Origin of the sequence: Rhodobacter lacus (assembly GCF_042683065.1) — a bacterium.
GTDB classification, from domain to species: domain Bacteria; phylum Pseudomonadota; class Alphaproteobacteria; order Rhodobacterales; family Rhodobacteraceae; genus Rhodobacter; species Rhodobacter lacus.
Window position 1 is genome coordinate 182,449 of record NZ_JBHUIX010000013.1, and the last position, 17,307, is coordinate 199,755.

Annotated in this window: 16 protein-coding genes; 15 read left to right on the forward strand and 1 reads right to left on the reverse strand. The window is 66.6% G+C overall.

Annotated features, from left to right (window positions below):
- Positions 1-682: 682 nt before the first annotated feature.
- The 11 genes from mraZ (at position 683) to ACFSM0_RS13095 (ending at position 12,027) form a co-directional block, all read left to right on the forward strand.
- Positions 683-1,168, forward strand: a complete 486-nt coding sequence (mraZ, locus tag ACFSM0_RS13045) for a division/cell wall cluster transcriptional repressor MraZ (RefSeq protein ID WP_377392457.1) — start codon at positions 683-685, stop codon at positions 1,166-1,168.
- Between the two features lies 1 nt (position 1,169).
- Positions 1,170-2,180: a 16S rRNA (cytosine(1402)-N(4))-methyltransferase RsmH gene (gene rsmH, locus ACFSM0_RS13050; RefSeq protein WP_377391057.1), complete on the forward strand. Its 1,011-nt coding sequence runs from the start codon at positions 1,170-1,172 to the stop codon at positions 2,178-2,180.
- Positions 2,177-2,554: a cell division protein FtsL gene (gene ftsL / locus ACFSM0_RS13055; protein ID WP_377391059.1), complete on the forward strand. Its 378-nt coding sequence runs from the start codon at positions 2,177-2,179 to the stop codon at positions 2,552-2,554. Before rsmH ends, ftsL begins: the two co-directional genes overlap by 4 nt.
- Positions 2,551-4,353, forward strand: a complete 1,803-nt coding sequence (locus tag ACFSM0_RS13060) for a peptidoglycan D,D-transpeptidase FtsI family protein (protein ID WP_377391061.1) — start codon at positions 2,551-2,553, stop codon at positions 4,351-4,353. Before ftsL ends, ACFSM0_RS13060 begins: the two co-directional genes overlap by 4 nt.
- Positions 4,354-4,485: 132 nt before the next feature.
- On the forward strand, positions 4,486-5,970 hold the full coding sequence (locus ACFSM0_RS13065; RefSeq protein WP_377391063.1) for a UDP-N-acetylmuramoyl-L-alanyl-D-glutamate--2,6-diaminopimelate ligase: 1,485 nt from the start codon (positions 4,486-4,488) through the stop codon (positions 5,968-5,970).
- A gap of 1 nt (position 5,971) precedes the next feature.
- Complete coding sequence (locus ACFSM0_RS13070) at positions 5,972-7,420, forward strand: UDP-N-acetylmuramoyl-tripeptide--D-alanyl-D-alanine ligase (protein ID WP_377391065.1); 1,449 nt, start codon at positions 5,972-5,974, stop codon at positions 7,418-7,420.
- Positions 7,420-8,502 (forward strand): phospho-N-acetylmuramoyl-pentapeptide-transferase, encoded by a 1,083-nt coding sequence (gene mraY / locus ACFSM0_RS13075; protein WP_377391067.1) that lies wholly within the window; start codon positions 7,420-7,422, stop codon positions 8,500-8,502. The genes ACFSM0_RS13070 and mraY overlap by 1 nt, the downstream gene beginning before the upstream one ends.
- A 280-nt stretch (positions 8,503-8,782) precedes the next feature.
- On the forward strand, positions 8,783-9,154 hold the full coding sequence (locus ACFSM0_RS13080; protein ID WP_377391069.1) for a hypothetical protein: 372 nt from the start codon (positions 8,783-8,785) through the stop codon (positions 9,152-9,154).
- A 305-nt stretch (positions 9,155-9,459) separates the two neighbouring features.
- Positions 9,460-10,038: a DedA family protein gene (locus ACFSM0_RS13085; protein WP_377391071.1), complete on the forward strand. Its 579-nt coding sequence runs from the start codon at positions 9,460-9,462 to the stop codon at positions 10,036-10,038.
- 110 nt (positions 10,039-10,148) lie between these two features.
- A complete protein-coding gene (gene murD / locus ACFSM0_RS13090; RefSeq protein ID WP_377391073.1) occupies positions 10,149-11,549 on the forward strand; it encodes a UDP-N-acetylmuramoyl-L-alanine--D-glutamate ligase in 1,401 nt (466 codons plus the stop codon).
- A 16-nt stretch (positions 11,550-11,565) separates the two neighbouring features.
- Positions 11,566-12,027, forward strand: a complete 462-nt coding sequence (locus tag ACFSM0_RS13095; protein ID WP_377391075.1) for a GFA family protein — start codon at positions 11,566-11,568, stop codon at positions 12,025-12,027.
- 106 nt (positions 12,028-12,133) lie between these two features.
- Here ACFSM0_RS13095 and ACFSM0_RS13100 read toward each other — a convergent pair whose 3' ends face one another.
- A complete protein-coding gene (locus ACFSM0_RS13100; protein WP_377391077.1) occupies positions 12,134-13,063 on the reverse strand; it encodes an L-lactate dehydrogenase in 930 nt (309 codons plus the stop codon).
- 262 nt (positions 13,064-13,325) lie between these two features.
- On the opposite strand from ACFSM0_RS13100, the gene ACFSM0_RS13105 reads away from it, so the two are divergent.
- The 4 genes from ACFSM0_RS13105 to ACFSM0_RS13120 are packed head-to-tail and all read left to right on the forward strand — an operon-like array spanning position 13,326 to position 17,288.
- The gene (locus ACFSM0_RS13105; protein WP_377391079.1) at positions 13,326-14,495 is read left to right on the forward strand and encodes a peptidoglycan glycosyltransferase FtsW; all 1,170 of its coding nucleotides are present in this window, start codon (positions 13,326-13,328) and stop codon (positions 14,493-14,495) included.
- A gap of 10 nt (positions 14,496-14,505) precedes the next feature.
- Entirely contained in the window at positions 14,506-15,615 is a 1,110-nt protein-coding gene (locus tag ACFSM0_RS13110; RefSeq protein WP_377391081.1) for a UDP-N-acetylglucosamine--N-acetylmuramyl-(pentapeptide) pyrophosphoryl-undecaprenol N-acetylglucosamine transferase, read from the forward strand.
- On the forward strand, positions 15,612-17,027 hold the full coding sequence (gene murC, locus ACFSM0_RS13115; RefSeq protein WP_377391083.1) for a UDP-N-acetylmuramate--L-alanine ligase: 1,416 nt from the start codon (positions 15,612-15,614) through the stop codon (positions 17,025-17,027). The genes ACFSM0_RS13110 and murC overlap by 4 nt, the downstream gene beginning before the upstream one ends.
- A gap of 18 nt (positions 17,028-17,045) precedes the next feature.
- Positions 17,046-17,288 carry a DUF2484 family protein gene (locus ACFSM0_RS13120; protein ID WP_377391085.1) on the forward strand — a complete coding sequence of 81 codons (243 nt, stop codon included), beginning with the start codon at positions 17,046-17,048 and terminating at the stop codon, positions 17,286-17,288.
- Positions 17,289-17,307: the final 19 nt, after the last annotated feature.

Below are 17,307 nucleotides of genomic sequence, written 5' to 3' on the forward strand. Positions count from 1 at the left end.
GCGGCGCGGGCGGGGAGGGGCGGGCGCCGGTGGGGGGGCGGCACGGGATTGTGCCCCACCGCCCGCAGGCCGGGGGGCGCATCATGGGAAATGACGGGATCTGGCGTGAGATTTCGCGCTTCACATCGAATCACCGGGCCGTGTTTGCGCGTGAGGAGGGGCTGTGGCCCCGATTCTGCGCGAGATCTTGGGAGGAACTTGCAAAAAGACGGGAATTTGCCCCACCAGTCGATCCTGCGTGCGGATTTTTCTGGTAAACAATATCTTGTGGCGCTTATGTGAGATGGATCAAGGTTTTCCGTGACTTCACGGCCGGGCAGGCACAAGGTCTTGAGTTTGCGGTGCTTCTGAAGCCGCATCTTGTTGGGAAAATTGGCGGCCTGTTCGAAATTTCCCTTGAAATCCCATGGCTGACCATGGCATCTCTTGCTCATCGAGAAGACGGGCAAGGGGCAACAAGACCCCACGGCGCAAAGACCGGGTTTCATACAGGCACCCGCTTCACGAACGAGAGAGAGATCCGGCGCGCGGGCGAGCAGACATCCCCCCAGGTGGCGCGTGCAGACCGGACAGCCCAGGAATGGGACGAGGGCGGCGGATCGAGCAGTGGCAGCAGCTCGGTCCGCCGTTTTCCATACCAGAGACGGCGGGGGACGGGACAGGAGTTGCCGCCTTGGCGGGCATGTTCATCGGCGAATACACCTTCAAGGTGGACAGCAAGGGACGCGTGTCGATCCCGGCGCTGTTTCGTCGGGAACTCGAGGAGGGCGATGCCGAGGCCGCCGTCACCAAACGCCCCCGTCTTGTGCTGGTTTACGGCGCCGATACCCAGAAAATGCTGCAGGTTCATTCCTACACGGGCTTTCAGGCGCTGGCGGCGAAGATCAACGCGCTGCCCTACAGCGATCCGAGCCGCGCGATCTTGCAGCGCTTCGTGCTCAACAAGGCCCATCCGACCGAGATCGACCCCGATGGCCGCCTTGTGCTGCCCGCAAGCCTGCGTGAGCGCTTCAAGCTCGCGGGCGACGCCTATTTCGCCGGCATGGGCGATATTTTCGAGATCTGGAACCCCGAGACCTTCGCCGAGGTGGACAAGGCGCGGCTCGACCGGCTGATGGCCGACAAGGGCGAGGATTTCGACCCGTTGAGCCTGCTCGGAGGGGTCTGAGATGGAAGCCCGGCCCCATATTCCGGTTTTGCTGCGGCCGCTCCTTGAAGCGGTCGCGCCTGTCTTTGGCACATGGATTGACGGCACGTTCGGCGCGGGCGGCTATACGCGCGGGCTCATGGCCGCCGGCGCGGGCCGGGTGATCGGCATCGACCGCGACCCGGCCGTGTTCGCCATGGCCGAGACCTGGCGCGGGGAGTATGGCGAGCGGCTGACGCTGGTGGAGAACACATTCTCCGAACTCGACACCGTTGCCTCGGAGCAAGCGCCGGAGGGCGTGGCGGGGGTGGTGCTCGACCTTGGCGTTTCCTCGATGCAGCTGGATCAGGCGGAGCGCGGGTTTTCCTTCCTGCGCGACGGGCCGCTCGACATGCGGATGTCGCAAGAGGGGCCGAGTGCGGCGGACCTTGTCAACACCGCCGAGGAGGGGGCGCTGGCCGACATCCTCTATCATTATGGCGAGGAGCGCGCCTCGCGCCGGATCGCGCGCGCGATCGTGGCGGCGCGCACCGCTGCGCCCTTTGAGAGCACCAAGCAGCTCGTGAGCGTGATCGAGCGGTGCCTGCCGCGCCCGAAGCCCGGCCAGAGCCACCCTGCTACACGATCATTTCAAGCGCTCCGCATTGCAGTGAACGATGAATTCGGGCAATTGATTGAAGGTCTCGAAGCCGCAGAACGCGCGCTCGCACCGGGGGGCAAATTGGCCGTCGTTACCTTCCATTCTCTTGAAGATCGCGTCGTCAAACGCTTCTTTCAGGCCCGCTCCGGCCGGGCCGCGGGCGGCAACCGCTATGCGCCTGAAGCGGCGCAGGCGGCGGCGGCCTTCACCTTGCTCACGCGCAAGGGGGTTGGCCCCGACGATCAGGAGCTGGCCGAGAACCCGCGTGCCCGCTCTGCCATCCTGCGGGTGGGGCTGCGCACCGAGGCCGCGCCGGGCACCGCAGACCGCGCCACTCTGGGCCTGCCCGCCCCCGTTCTTTCCAAACCCGCCAATCGGGATCGCCGTAGATGAAGACCATCTCCTATCTCCTTGCCGCGCTTGTCGTTCTGGGGCTCGCCTTCTGGGCATACCATGTCAATTACGCCACCAAGGACCGGCTTGCGGAGCTGCGCCGACTGGATAACCAGATCGCCGATCTGCAGGAGGGGCTGAGCGTTCTGCGCGCCGAATGGGCCTATCTGAACCGCCCCGAGCGGCTGCGCGAGCTCGTCAATCTCAACTTTGTCACGCTCGGCCTGTTGCCGCTTGCGCCCGAGCAGTTTGGCGCCGTGGCGCAGGTGGCCTATCCGCAACCGGAGCCGGAGCTTGAGAGCCCGGCGATGGCCGATATGGGCCTGTCGCGCGCGATTGATGTGGTGGCCTCGAACCGGGAGGGCGGCCAATGACCACGCCGCGCACCCCTCTTCGTCCGCTGGCCCGAATCCTCGATGCGCGTGCGCGCGGCGAAAACCCCGACCGCATCGAACGCGAAAACATCCGGGCCCGCGGTGAGGCGGGGCGGGAGGCGGCGCGCGCCCGCGTGGAATGGCGGATCTGGCTTGTCGTCGCGATTTTCGTGATGTGCTTCTCGGCTGTTGGCCTGCGCATGGGCACGATTGCCGCGGCGCCCCCCGAGGAGCCCGAGCGCGGCGACCACGCTCCCGCGATTTTGGCGCAACGCGCCGATATCACCGACCGCGAGGGGCGGGTGCTGGCCACCAACCTCGTGACCCATGCGCTTTACGCGCAGCCGCCGATGATGGTCGACCCGGCGGGCACGGCGAAAAAGCTCGTCAAGATCTTCCCTGATCTCGACCTGAAACGCCTCACCTCAGATTTCACCGGCACGCGCAAGTTTGTCTGGATCAAGAAGAAAATCTCGCCCGAGCAGATGCAGGCGGTGCATGACATTGGCGAGCCGGGCCTCCTTTTCGGGCCGCGCGAGATGCGGCTTTATCCGAACGGGCGGCTTGCGGCGCATGTGCTCGGCGGGGCGCGCTTTGGCGCCGAAGGCGTGGCCTCGGCCGAGATCATCGGCACTGCCGGGGTCGAAAAGGCTTTTGACGGCTGGCTGCGGGACCCGGCGAACAAGGGCGCGCCGCTCGCGCTGTCGATCGATCTCACGGTGCAGCAGGCGCTTGAGGAGATTCTGGCCGGCGGCATGCGGCTGATGAGCGCCAAGGGCGCGGCGGCGGTGGTGATGGAAGTGCACACCGGGGAAGTGGTGGCGATGGCGAGCCTGCCGGATTTCGATCCGAATGACCGCCCCGCGCCGCTCGCCAAGGGCGATGCCTCCGACAGCCCGCTTTTCAACCGCGCGGTGCAGGGCGTTTACGAGCTTGGCTCGACGTTCAAGATCTTTGCCGTGGCGCAGGCGCTTGAGCTTGGCCTCGTGAACCCGACGACGATGATCGAGGCGAATTCGCCGATGACATGGGGCCGCTTCAAGATCCGCGATTTCCACAATTACGGCCCCTGGCTTTCGGTCACCGACGTGATCGTGGAAAGCTCCAACATCGGCACGGCGCGGATTGCGCTGATGATCGGCGGCGAGCGGCAGAAGGCTTTCCTCACGCGGCTCGGGCTTCTTGACCCCTCACCGGTCGAGCTGGCCGAGGCCCCCTCGGTGCGCCCGCTCTCGCCGCCGAAATGGTCTGAAATCTCGTCCATGACCGTGGCTTACGGGCACGGGATCGCGGCCTCGCCGATCCATCTTGCGTCGGCTTATGCAACGATTGCCAATGGCGGGCACAAGATCACGCCAACGCTGGTGCATGGCGCGGACCATCCGCAGGGCGATGCCGTGATGACCGAGAAAACGGCCCATACCGCGCTTGCGATGATGCGCGCGGTGGTGACGCGCGGCACCGCCTCCTTTGCCGATGTGCCGGGCTACGAGATCGCGGGCAAGACCGGCACCGCCGACAAGGTGCGCCCCTCGGGCGGCTATTACGACGACAAGGTGATCGCCACTTTCGCCTCCGCTTTCCCGGCCTCGGACCCGAAATATGTGCTGGTGCTGACGCTCGACGAGCCCTCGGCCTATGCGGCCAACGCCAACCGGCGCACCGCGGGCTGGACGGCGGTGCCGGTCGCCGCCGAGGTGATCCGCCGCATCGCGCCGCTTTTGGGGCTGCGTCCGGCCGATGTGGTGCCCGAGGAGATGGAAGGCATCCAGCTCGTCAAGGCCGCGAAAGGGCATTGAGCGGGGAGGGGCGCTGCCCCGCCCTGCGCCCGCGCGGCTGTGCGCCGGTTCTGGCGCATTGCGGCAGGGGCGCGTTGACGGGGCGCGCGCTTCCCCGATAAATGGGCAAAACGCCACGAAAGGACACCAGATATGGCCCCGACAGCGAAGCCATTGAGCGCATTGGGCCTGACCGCCCGGTCGGGCGAAGATATCTCGGTGACCGGTCTCTCGGTGGACAGCCGACAGGTTGCCCCCGGCCATCTTTTCGCCGCGCTGCCCGGCACCAAGGTGCATGGCGCGACCTTCGTGCCGGCCGCGCTTGAGAAGGGCGCGGGGGCGGTGCTCACCGACCGCGCGGGCGAAGAGATCGCGCGCGCCGCCCTTTTGGGGGCTCCGGTGGCGCTTGTGGTGGTGGAAGATGCGCGCCTTGCGCTTGCCTGTGCCGCCGCGCTCTTTTTCGGCGCCCAGCCCGAGACGATGATCGCAGTCACCGGCACCAATGGCAAAACCTCGGTGGCCACCTTCACCCGCATGCTCTGGCAGGCAATGGGGCTCGAGGCCGCCAATATCGGCACCACCGGGGTCGAGGGCGCCTTCACCGCGCCCTCCGCCCATACCACGCCCGAGCCGATCACGCTGCACCGGCTGCTCTCTGAAATGGCCGCCGCCGGGGTCACCCATGCGGCGATGGAGGCCAGCTCGCACGGGCTTGCGCAGCGCCGGCTTGACGGGGTGATGCTGCGCGCCGCCGCCTTTACCAATTTCACCCAAGACCATCTCGATTACCACGAGACCTTCGAGGAGTATTTCGAGGCCAAGGCCGGGCTCTTCAACCGGGTGCTGCCCGACGAGGGCACGGCGGTGCTCAACATTGATGATCCGAAGGGCGCCGAGCTGGCCCGCCGCGCCACCGCGCGGGGGCAAAAGGTGATCCGGGTCGGGCGCGCCGATGCCTGCGAGATCCAGCTTCAGGCGCAACGGTTCGATGCGGCGGGGCAGGATGTGCGCTTTCTTTATATTGGGGGGCCGCAACTGGTGCGCTTGCCGCTGATCGGCGGTTTTCAGGCGATGAATGCGCTCACGGCGGCAGGGCTCTGCATCGCCTGCGGCGCGGCGCCCCGCGATGTGTTTGCCGCGCTTGGCCAGCTTTCGACCGTGCGCGGGCGGATGCAGCTGGCCGCCACCCGAACGAATGGCGCCACGGTCTTTGTCGATTACGCCCATACACCCGATGCGATTGAAACGGCGCTGAAAGCGCTCAGGCCGCATGTGATGGGCCGCCTTGTTGCGATTGTCGGCGCGGGCGGCGACCGGGACCGCACCAAGCGCCCGATCATGGGGGCCGCGGCCACCCGCCATGCCGATCTTGTGATCGTGACGGACGACAACCCCCGCACCGAAGATCCGGCCCTGATCCGCGCCGCGGTGATGGAGGGGGCAGGGTCCGAGGCGGTGGAAGTGGGCGACCGGGCCGAGGCGATTTTGCGCGGGGTCGATGCGCTGGGGCCGGGCGATGCGCTCCTGATCATGGGCAAGGGGCATGAGCGCGGTCAGGTGATCGGCACCGATGTCTTCCCGTTCGATGATGCCGAGCAGGCCTCGATTGCGGTCGCGGCGCTCGATGGGGTGATCTGAGATGGCGCTCTGGACCTCTGCCGATGCCGCCCTTGCCACGAATGGCCGCGCCACCCGCCCCTTTGCGGTGACGGGGATCTCGATCGACAGCCGCAGCGTGGTGCCGGGCGATCTGTTCGTGGCGCTGAAGGATGTGCGCGACGGCCATGATTTCGTGGCCGATGCGCTCAAGAAGGGCGCCGCGGCGGCGCTGGTGAGCCACGTGCCCGAGGGCTGCACCGAGGCCGACCCGCTGCTGATCGTGGCGGATGTTCTGGAAGGGCTGCAGGCGCTTGGTGCGGCGGGGCGGGCGCGCACAAAGGCGCGCGTGATCGCCGTCACCGGCTCTGTGGGCAAGACCTCGACCAAGGAGATGCTGCGCGCCGTGCTTGCGCCGCAGGGCAAGGTGCATGCCGCCGAGGCGAGTTTCAACAACCATTGGGGGGTGCCGATCACGCTCGCGCGCCTGCCCGAGGATGCCGATTTTGCCGTGGTCGAGATCGGCATGAACCACCCCGGCGAAATCGCCCCGCTTGCGCGGCTCACCCGCCCGCATGCGGCGCTGATCACCACCGTTGCGGCCGCTCATCTTGAGGCGTTCGAGAGCCTTGCCGGGATTGCCCGCGAGAAGGCCACGGTTTTTGAGGGGCTTGTGCCGGGGGGCACGGCGGTGCTGCCGACCGGGCTTGAGGGAACGCCGATCTTGCGGGCGGCGGCGCAGGCGCAGGGCGCCGAGATCGTCACCTTTGGCCCCGAACCGGGCTCGGATTACGTGCTGAAATCCGCCACGATCTCGGGCGACGCCACGATCGTGCAGGCCGAGAGCGCTTCCGGGCCGCTTCTGTTCAAGGTGATGACGCCCGGAAAGCACTTTGCCACCAATGCTTTGGGCGTGCTTGCGATTGCCGCGGCGGTGGGGGCGGACCCGGCCCTTGTGGCGCTGGATCTGGCGCTCTGGCGCCCGCCCGCTGGGCGCGGCAGCCGGGAGCGGATCTGGCTCGACCTGATCGACGAGGCGCAAAGCTTCGATCTCTTCGATGATGCTTTCAACGCCAATCCGACCTCGCTTGAGGCCGCGCTCGAAGTTCTGGCCGGGCAGCGCCCGCGCGACGGGGTGGGGCGGGTGCATCATGGCCGCCGCGTGGCGATTTTGGGCGACATGCTGGAGCTGGGCCCGGAACAAGTGGCGCTGCATGTGGCAATGGCGCGCCATCCGGCGCTGGCGCAGGTTGATCTTGTCCATGCCGCGGGCCCGCTGATGCGCCATCTTTACGAGGCGCTGCCGCGCGAGCAGCGCGGCGAATGGTATGCAAGCGCGCCCGAGCTGGTCGCGCGGGCGCCGCATCTGGTGGACGCGGGCGATGTCGTGCTCGTGAAGGGGTCGAAGGGGTCGAAAGTCAGTCTGGTGGTTGACGCGCTGCGCAAACTCGGCCAACCGGGCGCGGCGGATGCTTTCAGGGGAAAAGAATAATGCTCTATTGGCTTGCAAATCTCTCCGATGGGGGGGATTTTTTCAACCTTTTCCGATACATAACGTTTCGCGCGGGCGGGGCGTTCTTCACCGCGCTGATCTTTGGCTTTCTGTTCGGGCGCCCGCTCATCAATGTGCTGCGCCGCAAACAGGGCAAGGGCCAGCCGATCCGCAATGATGGCCCGGCCACGCATTTTGCCAAGGCCGGCACGCCGACCATGGGGGGCTTGCTGATCCTCTCGGCGCTGCTCTTCTCAACGCTGCTCTGGGCGCGGCTCGATGAGGCCTATGTCTGGATCGTGCTTGGCGTGACCTATGGCTATGCCGGGATCGGCTTTGCCGACGATTACGCCAAGGTCACGAAACAAAACACGAAAGGCGTGAGCGGGCGGGTGCGGATGGCGCTTGGCCTTGCGCTCGCCGCGGTGGCGGCCACGCTTGCGGCGCTTGTGCATCCGCCCGAGCTGGCCTGGCAACTCGCGCTGCCGGTGTTCAAGGATGCGCTGATCAACCTGAGCTTCTTCTTCATCCCGTTTGCGATGTTCGTGATCGTGGGCGCGGCCAATGCCGTGAACCTGACCGACGGGCTCGACGGGCTGGCCATCATGCCGGTGATGATTGCCGCCGCAACGCTCGGCGCCATTGCCTATGTGGTGGGGCGGGCCGACTTCACGCAATATCTGGGCGTGCACTTTGTTCCGGGCACGGGGGAGCTTTTTGTCTTTACCGCCGCGCTGATCGGCGGGGGCCTTGGCTTTTTGTGGTATAATGCGCCGCCTGCGGCGGTGTTCATGGGCGACACCGGCTCGCTGGCCCTTGGCGGCGCCCTTGGCGCGATCGCGGTCTGCACCAAGCACGAACTGGTGCTTGGCATTGTCGGCGGGCTTTTCGTGGTGGAAGCGCTCAGCGTGATCATTCAGGTCGGCTATTTCAAGGCGACCGGCAAGCGGGTGTTCCTGATGGCGCCGATTCACCACCATTTCGAGAAGAAGGGCTGGGCCGAGCCGCAGATCGTGATCCGGTTCTGGATCATTGCGCTGATCCTCGCCCTGATCGGGCTCGCAACGCTGAAAGTGCGCTGAGCCATCCCGGCCAGCCGCTTTGGAAAGATCTGGAGCCGGCGCCCCCCCCGGGAGCGCCGGTTTTGCTTTGCCCCGCGACGAAACGCCCATGCGGCAAGGGCCCTGTGCGTCAGATTGCTCTCTTTTCCGTGTCCGGCTTTGTCGTAATCATCCGCGCAGCGCTTCGTCCGCCCGGGGGGCGGCACCACCCTCCCGGGGCGACGGATCGAGGCGCAGCGTCGGCGGCCTGCGGGGCTCCGGCGTTTCGCGCCTCGCTCCGGATACAGTCAAAGGAACTCCCATGTCTGACACCCCGATGATCAAGAACTTCACCGACCCGCTCAAAATCACCGCGCTGCTGCTGCCGTTTCTCGTGTTCTTCGCCGATCTCTCGGGGATGAGCAATCTGACGCTGGGCTGGGGCCCGGTGTTCGCCATCACCATCGGGCTGCTGGCGCTGTGCCGCTTTCTCGATGTGATCGTGGGCGCGGATGACCGCCCGATGACGGCCGAGCGCGCCCGTGTGGCGATCTGGGTGTTCCTGATGATGCTCGACCTCGTGGCGCTGATCTTTGCGATGATGCAACCGGGCCTGACCTGGCTTGTCGCGGCGCTCGCGGTCACCTTTGGCTTTGTTGGCATTTTGGGCCCGGGCCTGAAAAAGCGCGGCTGAGGCCGGACCTCTTCGTCTTGCGGCCCCGCGTCCGAAAGGAGGCGGGGTTTTTCTTTGACCGGGGGGCGCGGGCGGGCGCGGCGCACCCCTCGCCTTGCGCGGGGCGCACCGCGCCCGCCCGCAGGAGGGGGCAAGCCCCCTCTTGGGCCACGGCTGTGGCCCAATTCACCCCGTCTGGCGCCCGCTTTTGCCCCCCGCTTTTGCCCATGTGCTTTTGCATCTGTGCGGAGAAGGGGGTTTTCCTTCCCGGCGCAGCCTCCTAAGGAAAGAGAGGGCGATCCCGCCTGATTGCCCGAAAGCCGCGCATGTCTCTTGAAACTCTGATCACCACCCTCGGTCTGCCCGGGATCTTTCTGGGCACGATGGCCGAGGGGGAGGCCGTGGCGTTTTTTGGCGGTGTGCTGGCGCATCGGCATTTTTTCCCGATCGAGCTGGTGAGCGCCGTGGTGACTGCGGGCGCGATCAGCATCGACAATCTGGGCTTTGCAATCGGGCGGCGCGCGGGGCAGGGGGCGTTTGTGCGCCGCGAGCTGAAGCGCGGGCCGGTGCGCGCGCTGCATGGCTTGCTCGAGCGCCATCAGGTGATCGCGCTGATGGGCTTTCGCTTTGTCTACGGGCTCAAGCTTGCGGGGGCGGTGCTGATCGGCACGAGCCCCGTGCCCTGGCGCCGCTTTGCCGCGCTGGATGCCCTCGCTTGCGTGATCTGGGCGCATCTCTTTTGCTGGCTGGGCTATGCCGCGGGCGGAGCGATCACGCGGATGTTCGGGCAATTGCGGCTACCGCCGCATCTGGGGGTGGCGCTGACGGGGTTCCTGGTTGCGGCGATTGGCCTGCATTTTCTGCGCCAACACCGCCGACGGCTGCGCGACGAAGAAAGCGACTGAACCGGCCGGCATTTTGGGCGCGCGGCAGGGTAGGGGCTTTCCCTTTCATCTGGCTTGACATACCTCGGGGGGGCGGGGCGCCGCCCCGCTTGCGAGAGGGTTGAGAGAAGATGATTCCGGTTCAGGGCTATGAGGGCGCGCGGGTGGCGGTGCTGGGGCTCGGGCGGTCGGGGCTGGCGACGGCTGCGGCGCTCAAGGCGGGCGGGGCCGAGCCCGTGCTCTGGGATGACAGCCCCGAGGCGCGCGCGAAGGCCGAAGCGGCGGGCTGGAGCTGCACCGATCTGACCCGCGCCGGCGCGCTGGAGGGGATCGCGGCGCTGATCACCTCGCCCGGCATCCCGCATCTTTACCCGCGCCCGAACCCGGTGATCGCCGCCGCCATGGCGGCGGGGGTGCCGGTGGACAATGACATCGGGCTCTTTTTCCGCTCCTGGGCGGGCGCGGATTGGGATGAGTTCGATGTGACGCCCCGCACCATCTGCGTGACCGGCTCGAACGGCAAATCGACCACCACGGCGCTGATCCATCACATTCTCGCCCATGCCGGGCGCCCGACGCAGATGGCGGGCAATATTGGCCGCGGTGTGCTGGACCTTGATCCGCCGCACGATGGCGAGGTGGTGGTGCTTGAGCTGTCGAGCTATCAGACCGACCTTGCGCGGGCCCTCACCCCCGATATTGCGGTTTTCACCAACCTCTCGCCCGATCATCTGGACCGCCACGGCGGCATGGGCGGGTATTTCGCCGCCAAGCGGCGCCTGTTTGCCGAGGGCGGGCCGGACCGCGCGGTGATTGGCGTGGATGAGCCCGAGGGCGTTTATCTTGCCAACCAGATTGCCATGGGGCGCGAGGATGACCGGCTGATCCGCGTTTCTTCGGCAAAGAAACTTGGCGATTACGGCTGGTCTGTCTTTGCGCGCAAAGGGTTTTTGGCAGAGTGGCGCAAGGGGCGGCAGGTCGCGTCGATCGACCTGCGCGCGGTCACGGGCCTGCCCGGCGCGCATAACCATCAAAACGCCTGCGCCGCCTATGCCGCCACCCGCTCGCTTGGCCTTGCGCCGAAGCTGATCGAGGAGGCGTTTCACAGTTTTGCCGGCCTGCCGCATCGCAGCCAGACCGTGGCCGAAAAGCGCGGCGTGCGCTTTGTCAACGACAGCAAGGCCACCAATGTCGACAGCGCCGCAAAAGCGCTCGAAGCGTTCCACAACATTCGCTGGATCGCGGGCGGGCTCGGCAAGGAAGGCGGGGTGAGCGCGCTCAAACCGCTTCTTGGCACGGTGAAGAAGGCCTATTTCATCGGCCATTCGGGGCGGGATTTCGCGCTTGAGCTGGCCCCGCTCACGCATGAGATCTGCGAGACGATGGCGCAGGCGGTGGCGCGGGCGGCAGAAGAGGCAGAGCCGGGCGATACGGTCTTGCTGGCGCCTGCCGCGGCGAGCTTCGATCAATACCCGAACTTTGAAAAACGGGGTGACCATTTCGCCGAACTGGTGCAGGCTCTTGCCGACTGACCTCGGGGAGGGGATGATGGAAGGAAGCTGCACCTGCGGCGCGTTGCGCTATCGGCTCTTGGATGCGCCGATGATCACCCATTGCTGCCATTGCAGCTGGTGCCAGCGCGAGAGCGGATCTGCCTTTGCGCTCAATGCGGTGATCGAGACCGACAAGCTCGAGATCACCGGCGCGTTCGACTATGTGATGACGCCGTCCGCCTCCGGCAAGGGGCAGGAGATCGCGCGCTGCCCGATCTGCAAGGTCGCTGTTTTCAGCCATTACGCGGGGGCAGGGCGGGTTGCCGCCTTTGTGCGCGTGGGCACGTTGAAAGACCCCGCCGCCTGCCCGCCGGATGTGCATATCTACACCTCCACCAAGCTTCCCTGGGTCGTCCTGCCCGAGGGGGCGAAGGTGTTTGCCGAATATTATCGCTCTGCCGAGGTCTGGAGCCCGGCCGCGCTGGCGCGGCGCAAGGCGGCACTCGGCAGGGGCTGAGCGCGCGCCCCGCCTCCGGGCGCACCGACTCCGCACGCGGGGATTTTGGACGCAGGTTTTTCGGGCGCGCCGCAGCCGGGCGCGCGGTCGATTGTCAGAGCCGCGCTTACCAGAGCCCTTTTGCGCTCTCTTTCAGAAGCGCGGTGGAGCGGTGCAGCGCCTCCCATTCGGGCGGATCGAGCGAGGGGATGAGCGTCGAGACAACGCCCGCCGCCCCCACAACCCGCGGCAGGCTCACCGCCACGTCATCGACGCCTGCCACATGCGGTGTGCGCACCGAAAGGGTGAGCACCGCGCGCTGATCGTCGCGGATCGCCAGCACCAGCCGCGCAAGCCCCGCGCCGATGCCATACCAGGTTGCGCCCTTGCCCTCGATGATGCGGTAGGCGGCGCGCCGCACGCCCTCGTCGATCTTCGCGCGCACCGACTCGGTGATGTCCACGCCCAGCTGTGCCGCGATCCGGTCCAGCGGCTCGGCGCCCACCCGCGCGCTTGACCAGGCGAGCACCTCGCTGTCGCCATGTTCGCCAAGCACGAATCCATGCACCGAATGCGCGGCAATCCCCAGATGCCCGGCGAGCAGCGCCCGGAACCGCGCCGAGTCGAGCAAGGTGCCGGTGCCGATCACCCGCTCGGGCGGCAGGCCGGAGGCCCGCTGCGCCACCTCGGTCATGATATCGACCGGGTTGGAGGCGACGATCAGGATCGCGTCCGGCGCATAGGTTCGGACCTGGGAGATCACCTCCGAAAACACCTCGGCGTTGCGCGAGAGCAGGCTCAACCGGCTCTCGCCGGGCTTTTGCGCCACGCCCGCGGCCAGAATGACCACGCCCGCGCCTTGAAGCGACTCATAGCCGCCCGCGCCAAGCTTGCACGATTGCGCGAAGGGCACGGCGTGGTGAATGTCTTCGCGCTGTGCCTGCGCCAAGGCGGCGTTGCGGTCCACGAACACCACTTCCGAGGCCACGCCCCGCATCACGATTGCAAATCCCGCCGCCGAGCCGACCATGCCCGCGCCCACGATACCGACTTTCATCGTCCGATTCCTTCCATTCGTTAGCGCCACCATCGCATTCCGGTCTCAAAAGCGAAACCCGTTTCGGCCCGGTGCCTGTCTGTCTTGCAGGGGGTCCGGGGGGCGCAGCCCCCCGGCGGGTCGCTTCGGCCCTGCCGAAGCGAAACATCTTCCGCATCGCTGCGCCGCAGGGTGTTTGCGCTAGGCAGCGGCCACAACTTGGGCTAGAGTCGACGCCAAGACCCGGACACCGGGCGATCAGAGGCAGCAAGAGCATATCCCCATGACGGAAATGGTTTTCGGCACCGCGCCTGTGCGGGCCACGGATCCTGTGCTTCCCCGCTGGTGGCGCACAATCGACAAATGGGCCCTCGCGGCGGTTCTGGCGCTCTTTGGCGTCGGCATGCTGCTCGGCCTTGCCGCATCTGTGCCGCTGGCCGAGAAAAACGGCCTGCCGGCGTTTTACTACGTCAAGAAACAGGCGTTTTTCGGCGCAATCGCGCTCTTCGTCATGGTTGGCCTGTCGCTGATGACGCCCCAGCAGGTGCGCCGCATCGGCGTGATCGGCTTTCTGGGGGCCTTCATCACGCTGATGGCGCTGCCCGTCATCGGCACGGATTTCGGCAAGGGTGCGGTGCGCTGGATCTCGCTCGGCTTTGCCTCGTTCCAGCCCTCGGAATTTCTCAAGCCCGGCTTTGTCATCGTCGGCGCCTGGTTCATGGCGGCGGCGCAAGAGGTCGCGGGCCCGCCCGGACGGCTCTATTCCTTCCTGCTCACCGCGGTGATCGTGATCACCCTCGCGCTGCAACCCGACTTTGGTCAGGCCTCGCTTGTGCTCTTTTCGTGGATGGTGATGTATTTTGTCTCCGGCGCGCCGATCCTGCCTTTGGCCGCCACGGCCGGGCTCAGCGCGGCGGGCGGGTTCATGGCCTATAACATGTCCGAACACGTGGCGCGGCGGATCAACGGCTTTCTGAGCGCCGATATCGACCCGCGCACCCAGATCGGCTATGCGACGAACGCGATTCAGGAAGGCGGGTTCTTCGGCGTTGGCGTCGGGCAGGGCTCGGTGAAATGGTCGCTCCCCGATGCGCATACCGATTTCATCATCGCCGTCGCGGCGGAAGAATATGGCCTGATCCTCGTTCTGGTGATCATCGCGCTTTATGCCACCGTCGTGGTGCGCTCGATCGCGCGCATGACCCGCGAACGCGACCCGTTTGCCCGCATCGCGGGCACCGGGCTTGCCTGCGCCTTTGGCGTGCAGGCCTTCATCAACATGGGGGTTGCGGTGCGGCTCCTGCCCGCCAAGGGCATGACGCTGCCTTTCGTCAGCTATGGCGGCTCCTCCGTCATCGCCACCGGCATCGCGCTCGGGTTCCTGTTCGCGCTGACCCGGTCCCGGCCGCAAAACGAGATCGCGCGGATTCTCGGGCATCGGTCGATCGGCTGAGGGGGCGGGCATGAGCGAACATTCCGACCCCGCGCCGCTGCTGCTGATCGCCGCTGGCGGCACCGGCGGGCATATGTTTCCCGCGCAGGCTTTGGCCGAGGCGATGGTGCGCCGCGGCTGGCGCGTGAAGCTTTCAACCGATGCGCGCGGCGCGCGCTACACCGGCGGCTTTCCGCATATTGTGCAGGTGGAAAAGGTCTCTTCCGCCACTTTCGCGCGCGGCGGCGCCTTGGCCAAACTGGCCGTGCCGTTCCGCCTTGCGGGGGGGGTGCTCTCGGCCACGCTGCGCAACATGAAGGACCGGCCCCGGGTGGTGGTGGGCTTTGGCGGCTATCCGACAATCCCCGCGCTCGCCTCTGCCACGCTTTTGGGCCTGCCCCGCGCGATCCATGAGCAAAACGGCGTCATGGGCAAGGTGAACCGGGTCTTTGCCAAGCGCGTCAATGCCTTTGCCTGCGGCACCTGGCCCACGGATCTGCCCGCGGGGGTGCAAGGCCTCCATACCGGCAACCCGGTCCGCGCCGCGGTGGCCGAGCGCGCCGCTGCCCCCTATATCTCGCCCGGCGATTACCCGATGTCGGTGCTGGTGATCGGCGGCAGCCAGGGCGCGCGGATCCTCTCCGATCTCGTTCCCGCGGCTCTTGCGGCCTTGCCCGAGCGGCTGCGGCACCTTTTGCGGGTCTCCCATCAGGCCCGGCCCGAAGATGCCGCGCGCGTCAAGCGCGCCTATGCCGAGGCGGGCATTGATGCCGAGGTCGAGCCCTTTTTCAACGATGTGCCGCGCCGCCTGGCCGAATGCCAGCTTGTGATCTCGCGCGCGGGGGCCTCTTCTGTCGCCGACATTTCCGTGATCGGGCGGCCGGCGATCCTCATTCCCTATGCCGTTGCGGCGGGCGATCACCAGACCGCCAATGCCCGCGGCCTTGTCGATGCCGGGGCCGCGATCCTTGTGCCCGAGGCCTCGGCCCGCATGGAAACCCTGCGTGATCAGATCGCGCTGGTGCTGGACAATCCCGAAGGGGCAGGGCAGATGGCGCGGGCGGCGCTTTCCTACGGCATCCCCGATGCCACCGCGCGCCTTGTCGCCCTTGTCGAACAGCTTGCAGGATCCACCCCATGAACGCCACCAAACTGCCGGGGGAACTCGGCCCTATCCATTTTGTCGGTATCGGCGGCATCGGCATGTCGGGCATTGCCGAAGTGCTGCTGACGCAGGGGTTTTCGGTGCAGGGCTCGGATGCGAAAGCGTCCAAGATCACCGCGCGGCTTGAAGAGCTTGGCGCCATTTTCCACGAGGGCCAGCGCGCCGAGAATATTGGCGATGCCGCCGTGGTGGTGATTTCTTCCGCGATCAAACCCGGCAACCCGGAGCTGGAAGAGGCACGCCGCCGCCATCTGCCGGTGGTGCGCCGCGCCGAGATGCTGGCCGAACTGATGCGGCTGCGCTCGAATATTGCCGTTGCGGGCACGCATGGCAAAACCACCACCACGACGATGGTGGCGACGCTCTTGGACAAGGGGGGCTTTGACCCGACCGTGATCAACGGCGGCATCATCCATGCTTACGGCTCCAATGCGCGCGCGGGCGCGGGCGAATGGATGGTGGTCGAGGCGGATGAAAGCGACGGTTCCTTCAACCGCCTGCCCGCCACCATTGCCATCGTCACGAACATCGACCCCGAGCATATGGAGCATTGGGGCACGATCGAAAATCTGCGCCGCGGCTTTTATGATTTTGTCTCCGGCATTCCGTTTTACGGGCTTGCGGTGTGCTGCACCGATCACCCCGAGGTGCAGGCGCTTGTGGGCAAGGTCACGGACCGGCGCGTGACAACCTTCGGGTTCAATGCGCAGGCCGATGTGCGCGCGGTGAACCTCAGCTTTGCAAATGGCAACGCCCATTTTGACGTGTTGTTGCAATCCGAAGGCGCGGACGCGAAAATCGAGGGCTGCACCCTCCCGATGCCGGGCGATCACAACGTGTCGAATGCGCTTGCGGCGGTGGCGGTGGCGCGCCATCTCGGCATGAAGAAAGACGAGATCCGTGCCGCGCTCGCGGCCTTTGGCGGCGTCAACCGGCGCTTCACCAAAGTGGGCGAAGTGCTAGGCGGCGTGACCATCATCGACGATTACGGCCACCACCCGGTCGAGATCGCGGCCGTGCTCAAGGCCGCGCGGCAAGCGGTTTCGGGCACGCCCGGCGCGCGCGTGATCGCGGCGCACCAGCCGCATCGCTACACGCGCCTGTCCAACCTCTTTGACGATTTCTGCACCTGTTTCAACGAAGCTGACGTGGTCGCCATCGCCGAGGTTTACGCCGCCGGGGAAGACCCGATCCCGGGCGCAAGCCGCGACGATCTGGTGTCGGGGCTCATTCGCCACGGCCATCGCCATGCGCGCGCGATCCTGAACGAGGAGGATCTGGCGCGGCTCGTGAAGGAACAGGCGCGCCCCGGCGACATCGTCGTGTGCCTCGGCGCGGGGACAATCTCGACCTGGGCGCAGGCGCTGCCAGCGCGGCTGGGTGCATAACCGGAACCGGAGGACGCCATGACACTTTCGCTTGTCGCCGCCTGTCTCTGGGCGGTGATCGCAACCTTCATCGCCCTGGGTCCGCGCCGGTTTCACTGGCCGGCGGCCTGGGGGTTGATTGCCGCAGGCGTGCCGATCCTCGGATGGGTGACGTTGCAAAACGGCCCGGTGCTGGGCCTGATCGTGCTGGCGGGGGGCGTGAGCGTTCTGCGTTGGCCGGTGCGGCGGCTGTTTGCCCGGCTTGGCGCGGGGGAGCCGTAAGCCAGACGCGGCGGAGAAC